At 46.7% G+C, this 15,967-nt stretch carries 13 protein-coding genes and 1 pseudogene; 9 read left to right on the plus strand and 5 right to left on the minus strand.

Going from position 1 to position 15,967, the window contains the following annotated elements; genetic code table 11:
- The first annotated feature begins 183 nt into the window (after positions 1 to 183).
- The 4 genes from OCU60_RS01485 (at position 184) to cysE (ending at position 3,207) form a co-directional block, all read left to right on the plus strand.
- Complete coding sequence (locus OCU60_RS01485; RefSeq protein WP_074372189.1) at positions 184 to 618, plus strand: rhodanese-like domain-containing protein; 435 nt, start codon at positions 184 to 186, stop codon at positions 616 to 618.
- A 56-nt stretch (positions 619 to 674) separates the two neighbouring features.
- Positions 675 to 1,151, plus strand: coding sequence for a protein-export chaperone SecB (gene secB / locus OCU60_RS01490; protein ID WP_074372188.1), 477 nt, complete (start codon positions 675 to 677; stop codon positions 1,149 to 1,151).
- A 189-nt stretch (positions 1,152 to 1,340) separates the two neighbouring features.
- Positions 1,341 to 2,330 (plus strand): NAD(P)H-dependent glycerol-3-phosphate dehydrogenase, encoded by a 990-nt coding sequence (gpsA, locus tag OCU60_RS01495; RefSeq protein WP_074372366.1) that lies wholly within the window; start codon positions 1,341 to 1,343, stop codon positions 2,328 to 2,330.
- A gap of 52 nt (positions 2,331 to 2,382) precedes the next feature.
- Positions 2,383 to 3,207 (plus strand): serine O-acetyltransferase, encoded by an 825-nt coding sequence (cysE, locus tag OCU60_RS01500; protein ID WP_074372187.1) that lies wholly within the window; start codon positions 2,383 to 2,385, stop codon positions 3,205 to 3,207.
- Between the two features lie 193 nt (positions 3,208 to 3,400).
- Here cysE and OCU60_RS01505 read toward each other — a convergent pair whose 3' ends face one another.
- From OCU60_RS01505 to argE, 3 genes are all read right to left on the minus strand, one after another.
- Positions 3,401 to 3,940: a PadR family transcriptional regulator gene (locus tag OCU60_RS01505; RefSeq protein WP_074372186.1), complete on the minus strand. Its 540-nt coding sequence runs from the start codon at positions 3,938 to 3,940 to the stop codon at positions 3,401 to 3,403.
- A gap of 364 nt (positions 3,941 to 4,304) precedes the next feature.
- On the minus strand, positions 4,305 to 6,938 hold the full coding sequence (gene ppc / locus OCU60_RS01510) for a phosphoenolpyruvate carboxylase (protein WP_074372185.1): 2,634 nt from the start codon (positions 6,936 to 6,938) through the stop codon (positions 4,305 to 4,307).
- Positions 6,939 to 7,235: 297 nt separating this feature from the next.
- On the minus strand, positions 7,236 to 8,372 hold the full coding sequence (gene argE / locus OCU60_RS01515; RefSeq protein WP_074372184.1) for an acetylornithine deacetylase: 1,137 nt from the start codon (positions 8,370 to 8,372) through the stop codon (positions 7,236 to 7,238).
- A gap of 247 nt (positions 8,373 to 8,619) precedes the next feature.
- Here argE and argC point away from each other — a divergent pair, with 247 nt between their 5' ends.
- The 4 genes and pseudogenes from argC to argH form a co-directional block, all read left to right on the plus strand.
- Positions 8,620 to 9,624 (plus strand): N-acetyl-gamma-glutamyl-phosphate reductase, encoded by a 1,005-nt coding sequence (argC, locus tag OCU60_RS01520; RefSeq protein WP_074372183.1) that lies wholly within the window; start codon positions 8,620 to 8,622, stop codon positions 9,622 to 9,624.
- Positions 9,625 to 9,631: 7 nt separating this feature from the next.
- Positions 9,632 to 10,426 (plus strand): acetylglutamate kinase, encoded by a 795-nt coding sequence (gene argB / locus OCU60_RS01525; RefSeq protein WP_074372182.1) that lies wholly within the window; start codon positions 9,632 to 9,634, stop codon positions 10,424 to 10,426.
- Positions 10,427 to 10,526: 100 nt separating this feature from the next.
- A complete protein-coding gene (locus OCU60_RS01530; RefSeq protein ID WP_074372181.1) occupies positions 10,527 to 11,744 on the plus strand; it encodes an argininosuccinate synthase in 1,218 nt (405 codons plus the stop codon).
- Between the two features lie 95 nt (positions 11,745 to 11,839).
- Positions 11,840 to 13,219, plus strand: a pseudogene (gene argH / locus OCU60_RS01535) (argininosuccinate lyase); the annotation flags it as partial.
- 297 nt (positions 13,220 to 13,516) lie between these two features.
- Here the strand turns inward: argH and OCU60_RS01540 are convergent.
- A complete protein-coding gene (locus OCU60_RS01540; protein ID WP_074372180.1) occupies positions 13,517 to 13,765 on the minus strand; it encodes a DUF3624 domain-containing protein in 249 nt (82 codons plus the stop codon).
- Positions 13,766 to 14,081: 316 nt separating this feature from the next.
- On the minus strand, positions 14,082 to 14,825 hold the full coding sequence (locus OCU60_RS01545; protein WP_074372179.1) for a glutathione peroxidase: 744 nt from the start codon (positions 14,823 to 14,825) through the stop codon (positions 14,082 to 14,084).
- Positions 14,826 to 14,982: 157 nt separating this feature from the next.
- On the opposite strand from OCU60_RS01545, the gene oxyR reads away from it, so the two are divergent.
- Positions 14,983 to 15,876, plus strand: coding sequence for a DNA-binding transcriptional regulator OxyR (gene oxyR / locus OCU60_RS01550; RefSeq protein ID WP_074372178.1), 894 nt, complete (start codon positions 14,983 to 14,985; stop codon positions 15,874 to 15,876).
- Positions 15,877 to 15,967: the final 91 nt, after the last annotated feature.

Raw genomic sequence — 15,967 nt, forward strand, 5'->3', positions numbered from 1 at the left:
AAACGTATAGCGACATCGTCAGCATCAAGGTGCTGACGATGTCGTTAAAGCTGATTCGCGTGAGTCATTCTCTGTATGCAAAGTTTGCCGCTCTTTCGGTTTATGATGTGAATCACTCGCGTCTTCGGAATAACATCGTTATACTCCCAATCTGTTTTTGAACTGCAATATAAGAGACAGGACATGCAGGAGTATATTGAGTTTTTCCAGCAGAATATGATTCTTTCGCTGGCTTGGGTAGGTATCTTGGTTGCCCTTATCCTGAATATTTTTAAATCATCCACAGCTAAATATCAGACGATTTCGGTGAACGAGTTAACGCATCTGATCAATAAAGAAGATGGTATCGTGGTTGATACTCGTTCTAACGACGAGTTCAGGCAAGGACATATCACCGAGGCGGTGAACTTGTTACCTTCAGAAATTAAGTCCGGATCTTATGGTTCCCTTGAAAACCGTAAATCCACCCCCATCATTGTCGTATGTAAAACAGGACAAACTGCACAGGAGAGTGCCACGTTGTTGGCCAAAGCTGGTTTTGAAAAGGTTAGTCTATTGAAAAATGGTCTTGTTGCCTGGAATGAAGCCAATCTTCCTCTTGTTCGTGGTAAAAAATAGTACAATCCTCAAGGAACGAAATTCTTTGGTGATTATGAATCAATAAGGAAAATATCATGTCTGAAGCAGCGCAACAGCAAGAACCTCAGCAGAATTTTGCAATCCAGCGCATCTATCTAAAAGATGTCTCTTTTGAAGCTCCTAACTCCCCGGTTATTTTTCAGAAAGACTGGAATCCGAACGTCAATCTGGATCTCGATACTCAAAACAGAGAGCTGGGTGATGGCATCTATGAAGTCATTTTGCGTCTGACCGTGACCGTAAAAAATGAAGATGAAACGGCATTTTTATGTGAAGTTCAGCAAGCTGGGATCTTCTCTGCCGAGGAAATGGAACCGGGCCAATTGGCGCATTGTTTAGGTGCGTTTTGCCCAAACATTCTTTTCCCTTATGCGCGTGAAACCATTTCTAGCCTTGTTGTGAAAGGAACATTCCCACAACTGAATCTGGCACCGGTTAATTTTGATGCACTGTTTATGAACTATTTACAACAGCAAGCATCTGAGGAACCTCAGCCAGAGAATGCTTCTTAAGGGTGTCGTTTGACCCGTTAGCGGTATTTTGGTAAGTGCCTAATAAAAATGCACACGACATCAGTAAGGTGTTATGTGCATTTTTTGTATATCTTTTGTATAACATCAACATCAATCGTGCATGTTGAACTGAATGGACAGAATATTGTGACTTCACATACCGATTTGATTACCCGAGACTCAATCGCGATGACTGTCATTGGCGCGGGTTCTTATGGAACATCTCTTGCCATATCTCTGGCTCGGAATGGCGCGAATATTTTAATCTGGGGACACGATCCGAAGCATATGCAGCAATTGGAATCGGATCGGGAAAACCGAGCCTTTTTACCGGATATTCCTTTTCCTGAAACATTAATCGTGACTTCAGATTTGAAAGCTGCCGTTCAGGCATCGCGGGACTTATTGATCGTTGTTCCCAGCCATGTTTTTGGTGAAGTCCTGCAACGGATACAGCCATATCTCAGAGCAGATAGCCGTATTTGTTGGGCAACCAAAGGGTTAGAGCCTGAGACCGGACGTCTGTTACAAGATGTGGCGCATGATATTGTCGGTGATCAGCACGCCTTAGCCGTGATTTCGGGGCCGACATTTGCCAAAGAGCTGGCGATGGGGATGCCGACAGCGATATCAGTTGCTTCTGCCGACAGTCAGTTTGTCGCTGATTTACAAGACCAGATTCACTGTAGTAAGACATTTCGAGTCTATGCCAATTCGGATTTTACTGGATTACAGCTCGGTGGCGCAGTGAAGAATGTGATTGCGATTGGTGCCGGTATTTCTGATGGGATGGGATTCGGTGCGAATGCCCGAACTGCATTGATTACTCGTGGTCTGGCAGAAATGAGTCGATTAGGAGTAACGCTGGGGGCGGCACCGGAGACATTTATGGGCATGGCTGGATTAGGTGATTTAGTGTTAACCTGTACCGATAATCAGTCGAGAAACCGACGTTTTGGTTTAGCGCTTGGGCAAGGGCAATCGGTTGACACGGCACAACGTGATATCGGTCAGGTGGTTGAAGGTTATCGCAACACCAAAGAAGTCTGGCTACTGGCTCAGCGTATGGGCGTCGAAATGCCGATTGTCGATCAGATTTATCAGGTACTTTATCAAGGAAAAGATGCCCGAATCGCAGCGAAAGATTTACTCTCGAGAGATAAGAAGGCTGAGCATTGATCCAGCTTAAAGCTGTGATGCTGAAATCAATACAGAACAGAGAACTCAGATAATGAAGCAATGTGCAAAACATAAGGTAGTGTGGCAAACCATTGTTCAAGAAGCCCGGGAGATGACGGAACAAGAACCGATGCTGGCGAGTTTCTATCATGCGACGATCATTAAACATGAGAGCTTGTCTGCCGCTCTGAGTTATATTCTGGCGAATAAACTGCATACGATTTCGATGCCGGCAATGGCTGTCAGAGAAGTTGTGGAAGAGGCATTTCAGTCAGACCCGAGTATTACTGAATCGGCGGCTTGTGATATTTGTGCCACCGTTACGCGTGACCCAGCCGTCGATAAATATTCAATTCCTTTGCTCTATCTGAAAGGCTTCCATGCTTTGCAAGGGTATCGGGTGGCTAACTGGCTCTGGAAACAAGGCCGGACAACACTGGCCGGTTATCTGCAACACCAAATTTCAGTCGCCTGTCAGGTTGATATCCATCCCGCCGCCCAGATTGGGCGGGCGATCATGTTGGATCATGCGACTGGTATCGTGATTGGTGAGACTGCCGTCGTTGAAAATGATGTCTCGATCCTACAGGATGTGACGCTTGGCGGAACCGGGAAAGAGTGTGGTGATCGACATCCGAAAATTCGGGAAGGGGTGATGATTGGTGCCGGTGCCAAAATTTTAGGTAACATCGACATCGGCAAAGGCGCTAAGATTGGTTCTGGTTCAGTGGTTCTACAAGCGGTGCCTCCGCATACCACCGTTGCCGGCGTTCCTGCGAAAATTGTCGGACGGCCGCAAACTGACATGCCATCTCTGGATATGGATCAACAGTTCAATGGTCATTCACAGATGTTTGTTGGCGGGGATGGTATCTAGAGAACGGTCATCGCAAAAGAGAAGACTTGGCGCGGCATCAAAGGGATGTCATACCCCCAAAGCCATCAGCGTTGATGTTCATACATCACATCATTTTTCAAAAACACCATGTAGCAAAAATGCCGTATTGTACAAACGAAATTATACAAACGAACAAGGGATGCCGATGGCATCCCTTGTCACTGTGAACGAATTAAGCAAGACTGCTTAATGTTTCCAGTGTTTCTTCTGCCCACTCAAGCCATGCCTGACGAGCCAGAAGATTACGGCGCAGCGTTAAGCGCTCCAGTTTTTGCTGTTTATCCAGAGAAGCTGGGTTCGCATAGTAAGCGGCTTCAACTTCCTGATAATGCGCAACAAATTTTTTCGATTCCTCAATCAGTTCAACCAGTTGATCACGATAAGGTTTCTCATCCTGTACCGAGCAAGCGATCAGCTTGGCACTGAACTCATCGCGAACCGTCGGATGTGCTGTCGGTTGATCAAACCATTGACTCAGGGCTTGTCGTCCGGCATCCGTAATCGAATAAACTTTACGGTCCGGTTTTCCTTCCTGAGGTTCCAATACGCAAGTCACAAGTCCCTGCTGACCCATTTTATTTAGCTCGCGATAAACTTGTTGGTGACTTGCTTTCCAAAAGTAACCGATACTCGAAGAAAACTCTTTGGTAATATCGTATCCCGTCGCATCGCGTGTACTTAAAACAGTAAGAATAACGTGTGGTAATGACATGTCTTCAATCCAAATGGTTAATTAACACAATGGGTTTGGATATAGCTGAGCTTTCTATGGCTCAATCTTAAACTCATCCAAACAATCACCGGCCTAAAATTAGTTGCCGGATATGTCACCTTAAAAGCCGTTCATCACCTAATTGTTAGTATAGTAAATTAATGCAATTTACTGACTGCAACGTCGTTATTTTATGGAAATGTTGCAGCGGTTGAATATTATATCTAATAATAAGCAAAGAGTAGAATAAACGTGTGGAAAAATGCAAAAAAACTGATAAAAAGCTCAATTAATGGTTTTGTCAGAATAAAAGGCCGCATGGATGCGACCTTTTGGGTATTGTATAGAATAATGTGTTGACGCTTTAGCCAGTATTACGCATACCTGCTGCAATACCGGCAATGGTGACCATCAATGCTTCTTCGAGTTCAGCCGGTGGTGCATCATATTGGCGGGTTCTGTAGAGCAATTCAGCCTGAAGCATATTCAATGGCTCCACATAGATATTTCTGAGGCGAATGGATTCTTGTCCCCACGGATCGCTCTGCATCAGGTTTTCATTGTTTTCGACATTCAGTACGGTTTGAATATCTTCTTGGAGTTGCGTTCGCAGATGTTGCCCCAATTTTCTCAGATGCTCATCGACAAGGCGCTCATCGTAATACTGGGCAATCTCCAGATTACATTTTGAATACACCATCTCTAGCATCCCTAAACGGGTTGAGAAAAATGGCCATTCACGACACATCTCTTCCAAGAGCGCCTGATGTCCTTTATCAATCGAATATTGAATCGCTTCCCCCGCACCGAGCCAAGCCGGTAACACCAGACGATTCTGACTCCAGGAGAAAATCCATGGAATGGCTCGGAGACTTTCTACACCGCCATTTGGGTTACGTTTGGCAGGACGAGAGCCCAATGGCAGTTTGCCCAATTCAAGCTCTGGCGTAGCTTGTCGGAAATAGGGCACGAAGTCAGGCTCGCCACGGACAACTTTTCGGTAAGCTTCACACGAGACCTCAGATAAAACTTCCATTAAATCGCGCCATTCTTGTTTTGGCTCCGGAGGCGGCAATAAGTTTGCTTCCAGAATCGCACTGGCATAGAGATTGAAACTGTTGATTGCGACGTCCGGCAATCCTAATTTGAAGCGAATCATCTCGCCCTGCTCAGTGACGCGCAGACCGCCTTTCAAACTCTTCGGTGGTTGTGACAGTAATGCTGCATGGGCCGGAGCACCACCTCGTCCCAATGTGCCTCCGCGACCATGGAACAAGGTCAGTTCGATACCTTCTTCTTCGCTGACCTTCACTAAAGATTCCATGGCACTATACTGTGCCCAGCCTGCGGACATTACACCGGCATCTTTGGCGGAATCTGAATATCCGATCATCACCATCTGATGGTTCTGGATGAAGCCTCGATAGATATCGATCCCCATCAACTGACGGATGACTGACTCGGAACGATTGAGGTCGTCTAAAGTTTCGAACAGTGGACAAACATCCATACGATAAGGGCAACCGGCTTCCTGAAGTAGCAAATGAACCGCGAGTACATCAGATGCAGTTCTGGCCATTGAAATCACGTAGGCACCAAATGCTTCTTTCGGGTTCGCTGCAATGATCCGGCAAGTATCGAGCACTTCCTGAACGGGTTCTGATGGCTCCCAGTCTCGGGGGATCAGCGGACGTTTAGAACTTAATTCATTGGTGAGGAAAGCAACTTTATCCTGTTCGCTCCACTGTTCATAATCACCTAAGCCCAAATAGCGAGTCAGTTCAGACAATACATCTGAATGGCGGGTGCTTTCCTGACGAATATCGAGACGTACGAGGTGGACACCAAATGCTTTGATACGGCGCAGCGTATCCAGCAGGGAACCATCGGCAATTGAGCCCATACCACATTCATGTAATGACAGATAACAGGCATACAGCGGTTCCCACAGTTGACTGACGTTTTTCAGCGGTGCTTTGACCAGCAGTTGTTGCCCCTGAATCTTTTCACCGAGAATATCGATGGTTCCGGTCAACAACTGACGAATATCTTTCAGAATAGCACGGTAAGGTTCGTGTTCTTCTTCACCTGCAAGGCTGCGAACCTTACCGTTACACTTGGTCATCGACAGTTCGCTGATCAGTTCATTGACATCTCGCAGATACAAATCAGCCGCTTTCCAACGAGAGAGTAACAGCACTTCACGGGTGATTTTGTGTGTGACGAATGGGTTGCCGTCCCGGTCTCCCCCCATCCAAGAAGAGAAGTGGACGGGACGGGCGTCTATCGGTAGCCCTTCTCCCAGATAGTCTTCCAGCCGATCATCCAGTTCACGCAGAAATTCAGGTACCGCTTCCCAGAGTGAGTTCTCAACGACAGCGAATCCCCATTTGGCTTCATCCATTGGCGTCGGACGTTGTTTACGAATCACATCCGAGTGCCAGAACTGAGCGATCAACTGTTCGAGACGGCGTTCTGCTTTGTTGCGTTCTTTGGGAGCCAGTTCACTGAGTTCCAGACTCGACAGACACTGGTTAATTTTGACCAGCTTGTTGATCATCGTGCGACGGGTAATTTCCGTCGGGTGAGCGGTCAGCACCAACTCGATGTTCAAATCACGAATCGCTTGTGCGGTGTCAAGCCGACTGATCTTTTTCTCGGTCAGTTTGTTAAAGAGTTCGTTGATCGCGTCAGGCGTACAAATATGAGAGTCGCAGTGGCGAGAGATCGTATGATATTGTTCGGCAATATTCGTTAAATTCAAAAACTGGTTAAATGCCCGGGCGACCGGGGTTATCTGATCATCAGATAGACTTTTGATCTCTTCGACCAAAGTGTCCCGATCGGATGGGTGACCGTCTTTGAGGGATTTCGAGAGTTTCCGTATCGTCTCTACCTTTTCTAAAATAACGCTGCCATCGGCATCGAGGATTGTCTTACCGAGCAATCTGCCGAGCATGCTTACGTTACTTTTTAGCGCTGCATATTTTTCGTTCATTGTCATCCTGCCTTGAAAAAAAACTACATCCAATGTTTTTGTTTGATCTTGCTATATCGTGGATTTTCTCCGGTCAAACTTCATATAGAGTAACAATATTCTGTTTGTTGTCTATACGAATAGATTAAATAATAAATAGAATTTAAGCGTTTTTTGTTGAAACTTTCTTTCAGAATGGCCTGAATGGTTAATTCTGTTTCAGGCCATTTATGTGCTTCAATATGAGATCTATACCAAAATAATATCGATAGCATCACGCGTGCGATACATGATGATCAGTCAGCATTATCATCAAGCTCAAAAGCAATATTTGTAAATCGATTTGGTGAGTCGATCAATCGTCGGATCAATATACTCAAAAGCAAGAAATTCATCTGGCTGGTGGGCTTGATCGATCGAACCCGGCCCCATCACGAGTGTCGGACAGAGCTGTTGCAGATAAGGCGCTTCGGTACAGTAGTTGACCGTCTCAGCTTCTCGTCCGCTGAGCTGATGAATTTGCTCGACGAATGGATGATCTTTCTGACACTCATACCCGGGAATTGAATCATGCAACGGTTTCATTTCGATACGGCCGGGCCATTTGATTTCTAGTTCCTGAAGCGACTCGCGCAGCAGATGATCAAGCCCTTCGAGACTCATCCCCGGGAGCGGTCTGACATCATAGTGCAGTTCACAACAGCCACAGATCCGGTTGGCACTGTCGCCACCATGAATATGCCCCAAATTGAGCGTTGGTGTCGGTACTTCAAACCCCGGATGATGATAGGTTTTGATCAGTCGCTCTCGGACTTGCATCAGGGTAAACAGGATCTCATGCATGATTTCAATCGCATTCACACCCAATGCCGGATTCGATGAATGCCCTGATTTACCCGTAACCCGGATCGCATTGGCAACATGGCCTTTATGTGCATAGACCGGGACAAGGCTGGTGGGTTCACCGATAATACAGTAGTCCGGTTTAAAGGGGGCACTCTCGGTAAAGTGGCGCGCACCCATCATGGTGGTTTCTTCATCACAGGTTGCCAGCACGTAAAGCGGCTTGGTTTGCTTCTGCCAGTCAATTTTTTGAACCGCTTCTATAATAAAGGCAAAGAATCCTTTCATATCTGCGGTACCCAGACCGTAAAAACGTTGGTTTGACTCGGTCAGCACATGGGGATTGAAATTCCACTGACCTTCATCGAAGGGGACGGTATCACTATGACCGGATAATAGCAGTCCTCCCTCACCATCTCCTTTTTTGGCGATAAGATTGTGTTTATGGGGGGCGACGGTGTCGATTTGTACGGAGAAACCTAAGCTGCCCAGCCAGTCTGAAAGCTTCGCAATCACGGCTTCATTGCCTTCATCCCAGCTTGGATCTGTCGAGCTAATGGAAGAGGTTGAAATGAGGTCTTGATAAACCGTTTTGAATTTAGGGAATTGCATAGAATCTTTGCTCCTGCTATTGACAGAGTTAGGCTGAGAGGGTAAAAAGCATATTAAATCATTTTTTTTGAATAAAAAACCATAAATAAGCGAAAAACAGCATATTAATAATCATTTTTCGTTTGGTATTTAACCAGAACGTGCGTGTTTGAACTGATGTTCAAGTGTTGAATCAAACACCCAACCGTTACATTAAAAGATAACGCGTTTCACTCAAAGATACAGTCAAAAAATCGGATGCAGGGATATGTTAAAAACAACCATTATCGGAGCCAGTGGATACACAGGTGCAGAGCTTGCCCTGATGGTCCATCAACATCCTGAACTAACGCTATCAGGTTTGTATGTTTCCGCCAACAGTGTCGATGCCGGAAAACCCATCGCTCAGTTGCACGGACAACTGGCCGGGCGCATTGATATGCCGGTTCAGGCATTGAGCGATCCGGAACAAGTCGCTCAGGAATCAGATGTGGTCTTTTTAGCGACCGCGCATGAAGTCAGCCACGACCTTGCGCCAATTTTCCTGGCGCATCAGTGCCAAGTGTTTGACCTGTCCGGTGCATTCCGTGTCAATCACCCCGATTTTTATACTGATTTCTACGGCTTTGAGCATCAGCATCAGGCCCATTTAGATCAGGCTGCGTATGGTCTGGCAGAATGGAATCAAGCTGCGATTCAGTCCAGTCAACTTGTCGCTGTCGCCGGGTGTTATACCACTGCTGCACAACTTGGCATTAAGCCTTTGCTGGTCTCGGAACTGGTGGATACGCAACAGTGGCCGGTGATTAATGCGACGAGTGGTGTGTCTGGTGCGGGTCGCAAAGCGACCATGACCAACAGTTTTTGTGAAGTGAGTTTACAGGCTTACGGTGTATTTACGCATCGTCATCAGCCTGAAATCGTTGCTCATTTAGGATGTGATGTGATTTTTACCCCCCATCTGGGGAACTTCAAACGTGGCATTCTGGCAACGATCACCATGAAACTGAAACCGGGAGTCATGGCAGCGGATGTGACCGCTGCCTTTACACAAGCTTATGCGGATAAGCCAGCGGTTCGTTTAAGTGGTGAGACCCTGCCTCGGTTACAGCATGTTGTGAACTCGCCATTTTGCGATATCGGCTGGAAAGTGCAGGGTGAGCACGTGATTGTGATTTCAGCGATTGATAACTTGTTGAAAGGGGCTTCCAGTCAGGCAATGCAGTGTCTGAATATTCACTACGGTTACCCTGAACTGACCGCATTAATTTGAGGAACGCATGGAACAATTATCTCATCCGGTTGTAATTAAGCTTGGTGGCGCGGTACTGGGAAGTAGCGAGACACTAGCAAAGCTTTTTGAGACGGTGGCACAGTATCAGCAGAGCCGGCCGATTGTGATTGTTCATGGCGGGGGATACCTCGTCGATGAACTGATGTCCAAGCTTCAATTCGCAACTGTCAAAAAGCATGGCCTTCGGGTGACGCCTTATGATCAGATCCCATTTATTACCGGTGCATTGGCCGGTACAGCCAATAAAATGTTACAAGGCGAAGCCATCAAAAGTGGTTTGAAAGCTGTTGGTTTATGTTTGGGGGATGCGGGGTTGTGTCAGGTTGAAGAGCTCGATCCGGCGCTTGGCGCTGTCGGCCGTCCATCTGCCGGTGACCCAACGATTGTGAATGCGATCATGCAAGCGGGTGGTGTCCCGATTATCAGTTCAATCGGTCTGACAGTCAGCGGACAAATGATGAATGTTAACGCTGATGATGCAGCCGTGGCCGTTGCCAAAACACTGAATGCTGAATTGGTGCTGCTTTCCGATGTCAGCGGGGTATTGGATGAAAACAAACAGTTGATTACTCATTTGGATGCATATCAGGCCAATCAGCTGATCGCGGATGGTGTGATCACCGATGGCATGATTGTTAAAGTGAAAGCGGCACTTGAAGCGGCTGAGGATTTAGGTCGCGCGATTACGGTTGCCGGATGGAGAACACCAGAATTGCTGGCTCATCTGTTTTCTGGTGACAAGCACAGTGTCGGAACAAGTTTTTATCCCACAACAAAATAGTTTCATTCAACAGACTGTTTTGTTTCAATAGATTTTTTACAAACTAGAAACGCTTGGCGCTGACCGCCATGTGCAGAGCTGAGATATTGGAGAAAAGATAATGAGTAAGGTTCAAGTAAAAAAAGTTGTTGTTGCATACTCTGGCGGTCTGGATACGTCAGTGATTATTCCATGGTTAAAAGAAAACTATGGTTGTGAAGTGGTCGCATTTGTTGCCGATGTCGGTCAAGGTGCAGATGAACTGGTCGGCATCGAAGAGAAAGCCATTGCTTCGGGTGCATCTGAATGTCATGTCGTTGACCTGAAAGATGAATTTGTCGCGGAATATATCTACCCAAGTCTGAAAACCGGTGCGTACTACGAAGGGAAGTATCTGCTCGGTACTTCAATGGCTCGTCCGGTCATTGCCAAAGCACAGGTTGACGTCGCGCGTAAAGTGGGGGCTGATGCACTAGCGCACGGTTGTACCGGGAAAGGCAATGATCAGGTTCGTTTCGAAGGTGCTTTTTCTGCATTAGCACCGGATCTTCATGTGATTGCGCCATGGCGTGAATGGGATCTGGAAAGCCGTGAAGAGTGTCTGGATTATTTGGCTGAGCGTAACATTCCTTGTGCGGCATCACTGACTAAAATCTATTCGCGCGATGCAAACTCATGGCATATCTCAACTGAAGGTGGGGTGTTGGAGAGCACTTGGAATGCGCCGAATGATGATTGCTGGGCATGGACCGTTGATCCGAAGAAAGCTCCGGATGCTGCGGAAAACGTGACATTGAAAATTGAGAATGGCGAAGTGGTTGCCGTTGACGGTCAGGCGATGTCGCCTTATGAAGTGCTGGTTTGCCTGAACGAGAAAGGGGTCAAGCATGGTGTCGGCCGGATCGATATCGTCGAAAACCGTCTGGTCGGTATGAAATCGCGCGGTTGTTATGAAACTCCCGGAGGCACCATCATGATGGAAGCTCTGCGTGCCGTTGAGCAACTGGTGCTGGATAAAACGGCGTTCGAATTCCGTGAAGAGATTGGGATTAAAGCATCCCACCTGATTTATGATGGTCGTTGGTTTACGCCATTACGTGAGTCGGTTTTTGCCGCAGCCGAGTCATTGGCAAAAGATGTCAATGGTGACGTCGTGATTGAACTTTACAAAGGTCATGCAACTGCGATTCAGAAGCGCTCTCCAAACAGCCTTTATTCAGAAGAGTTTGCGACCTTTGGTGCCGATGACGTCTATGACCAGAGTCATGCCGGTGGATTTATCCGTCTATACTCTCTGTCAAGCCGCATCAGAACGCTGAATGCAGCAAAACAAAAATAATGAGCAACGTTGGCGTGCAATAAAAAAGGTGGATCCGGACTTTGGTCCGGATCCCTTTTCTCTTTAATAAAGATGTAAATGGCAGGAGAGATACAATGGCATTATGGGGTGGTCGGTTTACTCAGGCAGCAGATACAAGATTTAAAGACTTTAATGATTCTCTTCGTTTTGACTACCGTCTGGCCGAGCAAGATATTGTGGGTTCGGTGGCTTGGTCGAAAGCATTGCTATCCGTCAATGTGCTGACACAGGAAGAGCAACAGAAGTTAGAAGCGGCACTCAATGAGTTAAAAGCCGCTGTGGTTGCAGAGCCGGAACAGATTCTGAGTTCAGATGCTGAAGATATCCATTCATGGGTTGAACAGCAGTTGATTGATCGTGTCGGTGATCTGGGCAAAAAACTCCATACCGGTCGTTCAAGAAACGATCAGGTGGCGACTGATTTAAAACTGTGGTGTCGTGCTCAGGGAGAAGTGTTAGTTGACGCTCTACAGCGCTTGCAGCACAGAATGGTTGAGGTTGCCCAAGCCAATCAAGCAACAGTCTTGCCGGGGTATACCCACTTACAACGTGCTCAGCCGGTTACATTTGCACATTGGTGTCTGGCATATCTGGAGATGCTTGAGCGGGATAGCTCGCGTTTGCAAGATGCGCTACAACGTCTGAATACTTGCCCGTTGGGTTCGGGTGCTTTAGCGGGGACAGCTTATGCGATTGATCGTGAGCAATTGGCGCAGTCGCTGGATTTTCAACGTGCAACCCGTAATTCTTTAGATGCCGTCTCTGATCGGGATCATGTCATAGAGCTGATGTCAGTCGCATCGATCTCGATGCTGCATCTGTCTCGTCTGGCAGAAGACCTGATTTTCTATAATTCGGGCGAAGCCGGATTTATTGAACTCGCTGATACCGTGACGTCGGGCTCTTCACTGATGCCACAGAAGAAAAACCCGGATGCACTGGAATTAATTCGTGGTAAAACAGGGCGTGTTTATGGCGCACTGGCTGGCATGATGATGACCGTGAAGGCGTTGCCGCTGGCGTACAATAAAGACATGCAGGAAGACAAAGAAGGTCTGTTTGATGCGTTGGATACATGGTATGACTGTATCGAGATGACCGCGCTTTGTTTTGAAGGCATTCAAATCAATGGTGAACGGACGTTGGAAGCTGCAAAGCAAGGGTATGCGAACGCGACCGAGCTGGCAGATTATCTCGTTGCGAAAGGGATTCCATTCCGTGAAGCACACCATATTGTCGGCGTCGCTGTTGTCGGTGCGATTGCGAAAGGCTGTGCGCTGGAAGAATTGTCTCTGGATGAGCTCCGTGAATTTTCCGCCGTCATTGATGAGGATGTATACGGAACGTTGACGATTGATTCGTGCCTGAAACAGCGCTGTGCTTTAGGTGGTGTTTCGCCAAATCAAGTAGCTTATGCCGTTGAACAGGCACAACAACGTCTGAGTGATAACGATTAAAATCACAGTTCTTGATGGTCACTTATTTGGGCTGATATCGGATGCGAACGGCCGATCAAATCAGCCTTGGTAAGTTGCCGCGAACAAATGATCAAAAAAGATCGATTTTTTTTGAACCAATAGAAAAAGGCAGGGTCTACATTTATACCACTGCTTTTTCTTAGATGAATCTAAGAGGCCCCGAGACTGATTTTGGTCTTGGGGCTTTTTCTTTCCGGTAGATTTTCTTTCCGGTAGATTCTGTTGCGGGGGCAAAGGTTATTGATGATGAGCGCTTGTCCGTTCACGCTTGGCTTAATGCGGTTTTCTTCTGCGCAATGGCAGAATGATAAACTTCATCCATAAGTGAAGACTGAGCAACAGATGCACCGCCAACCCAAAACAGATCAGCGCAATCCCTTCAACCGATTTGGTGTGGTGTATTCCCCAGAGTAGCCAGCCGCCCCAGAATAAAAGACAGAGCACGCTTAACTGATTCATACAGCGCTGACAGCGACCTATTTTTTTCCAGAACCAGCTTGATTCACAGTTGTTACAAGTCATCGAAAGCGTTTATTGAGCGAATAAAAAGCAAGCGTAGGTGAGGATATGAGGGGAATCAAGCAAAAAAATTACTCTGGTTCACTTTCTTGGGGGAAGATGAGAACCAGAGTCGAAATGAATTACTGTTTATTCAAAAGGCAGTAACACACCGAAACAGAGCCAGCGTTATGGACAGTAACCCTGACTCAACTCCCGAGATAAAGCGAGTAAAAACAAGCAAAACACAGGCAGTTTGGATACGAAGTAAATGGTAGACCTATTCTTATTGTGATTGGTTTGGAGTCAGACCTCCGGGTCACCCAGAGGTCTGTATTATTTAGTTTGTGGCTGATTCACGGAAGTAGATATCCAGCTCTTCACTTCCGCCGATATGTTTACCACCGATGTAAACTTGAGGCACCGTTGAGCGACCGGTAATGGCGCGCAGGCTGACAGTTGTTGCATCTTTGCCCAACACAACCTCTTCATATTGCAGCTCTCGGTCAATCAGGGTCTGCTTCGCTTTGGCACAGAATGGGCAGCCCGGTTTGGTAAAGATGGTGATCGATTCCTGAAGCTGATGCCCCGGGGAAATATGTTTCAACATCGTATCCGCATCGGAAACTTTGAATGGGTCACCGGGTTCGTTCGGTTCAACAAACATCTCGTCGACGATGCCATCTTTGACCAGCATACTGTAACGCCATGAGCGTTGACCAAAACCGAGATCGTGTTTATTGACTAACATGCCCATGCCGGCGGTAAATTCACCGTTACCGTCAGGGATGAAGGTAATATTGTCGGCTTCCTGATCGTGTTTCCATGCATTCATGACGAATGTATCGTTCACAGAGACACACAAAATTTCATCAACACCATGCTCTTGAAAGATAGAAAACAGCTCGTTATATCGCGGTAAATGACTTGAAGAACATGTTGGTGTGAATGCACCGGGAAGACTAAACACGATGACTGTTTTTCCTTTGAATAATTCATCAGTGGTTACATTGATCCACTGATCCCCCTTGCGCGTTGGAAAGGTAACTTGTGGAACGGGTTGGCCTTTTTTAGATGTCAACATACTGGGTGTCCTTTTAAGTTCAAATGTATTTTCGAATTTATATTCAAGTGTCTGGCACTTGTTTTTGTTTTGATGGGGCTATTATTCAAAAAAACCTTTGATAGCTCTAATCGTTTGATGCTATGGTTTTGATAGATACAACCTATTGGGGGATAAAATGAATATCCGAGATTTTGAATACTTGGTCTCTTTAGCTGAACACCGTCATTTTCGTAAAGCGGCTGAAGCGTGTTTTGTCAGTCAGCCGACACTCAGTGGTCAGATCCGTAAACTGGAAGATGAGCTGGGAACAGTATTGTTAGAACGGAGCAGCCGCCGGGTGCTGTTTACTGACGCCGGATTACAGTTAGTCGGACAGGCAAAAAATATTCTGAAAGAGATTAAAACATTCAAAGATATGGCAAGCGGACAAGGGGATGAGATGAGTGGTCCGATGCATATCGGCTTTATCCCGACCGTTGGCCCCTATTTATTGCCTCGTATTGTCCCGTCTCTGAAAACTAATTTTCCTGATTTAGAATTATATTTGCATGAAGCTCAGACCAGCCAGTTAGTTCGACAGTTAGAAGATGGTAAATTGGACTGCCTTGTACTGGCAGCGGTTGAAGAAACGAAACCATTTAAAGAAATTGAGCTCTACAATGAACCGATGAGTCTTGCTGTGCCAGCCGACCATCCGTGGGCAAAGAGTGAGCAATTGGATATGTCTAATCTCAAAGGACAAACCGTACTGATGTTGGGCGACGGGCATTGCTTACGTGATCAGGCTCTGGGATTCTGTTTTGCCGCCGGTGCAAAAGATGATGAACGTTTTAAGGCAACCAGCTTAGAAACATTACGGAATATGGTGGCAGCTGGTGGCGGCATGACATTACTGCCGGAGCTCTCTCTGCCGGGGTGCCGAGAAAAAGATGGTGTCTGCTATCTGAAAGCATTTAATCCCGTACCAAGCCGGACATTAGTGCTGGTCTATCGACCCGGCTCACCGCTCAGGCAACGGTTTGAGACACTGGCTGCTTTGATTCATCAACGGCTTCATGAACTGACCTGACGTCGACTCAAGATAAAAAAGCGGAGTGACCTCCGCTTTTTTTGTGGTTGCTCTCTTGAGACCCCCACTTTCATGTCAAAATCGTCTGCCA

Source organism: Vibrio spartinae, from assembly GCF_024347135.1.
Lineage (GTDB): Bacteria > Pseudomonadota > Gammaproteobacteria > Enterobacterales > Vibrionaceae > Vibrio > Vibrio spartinae.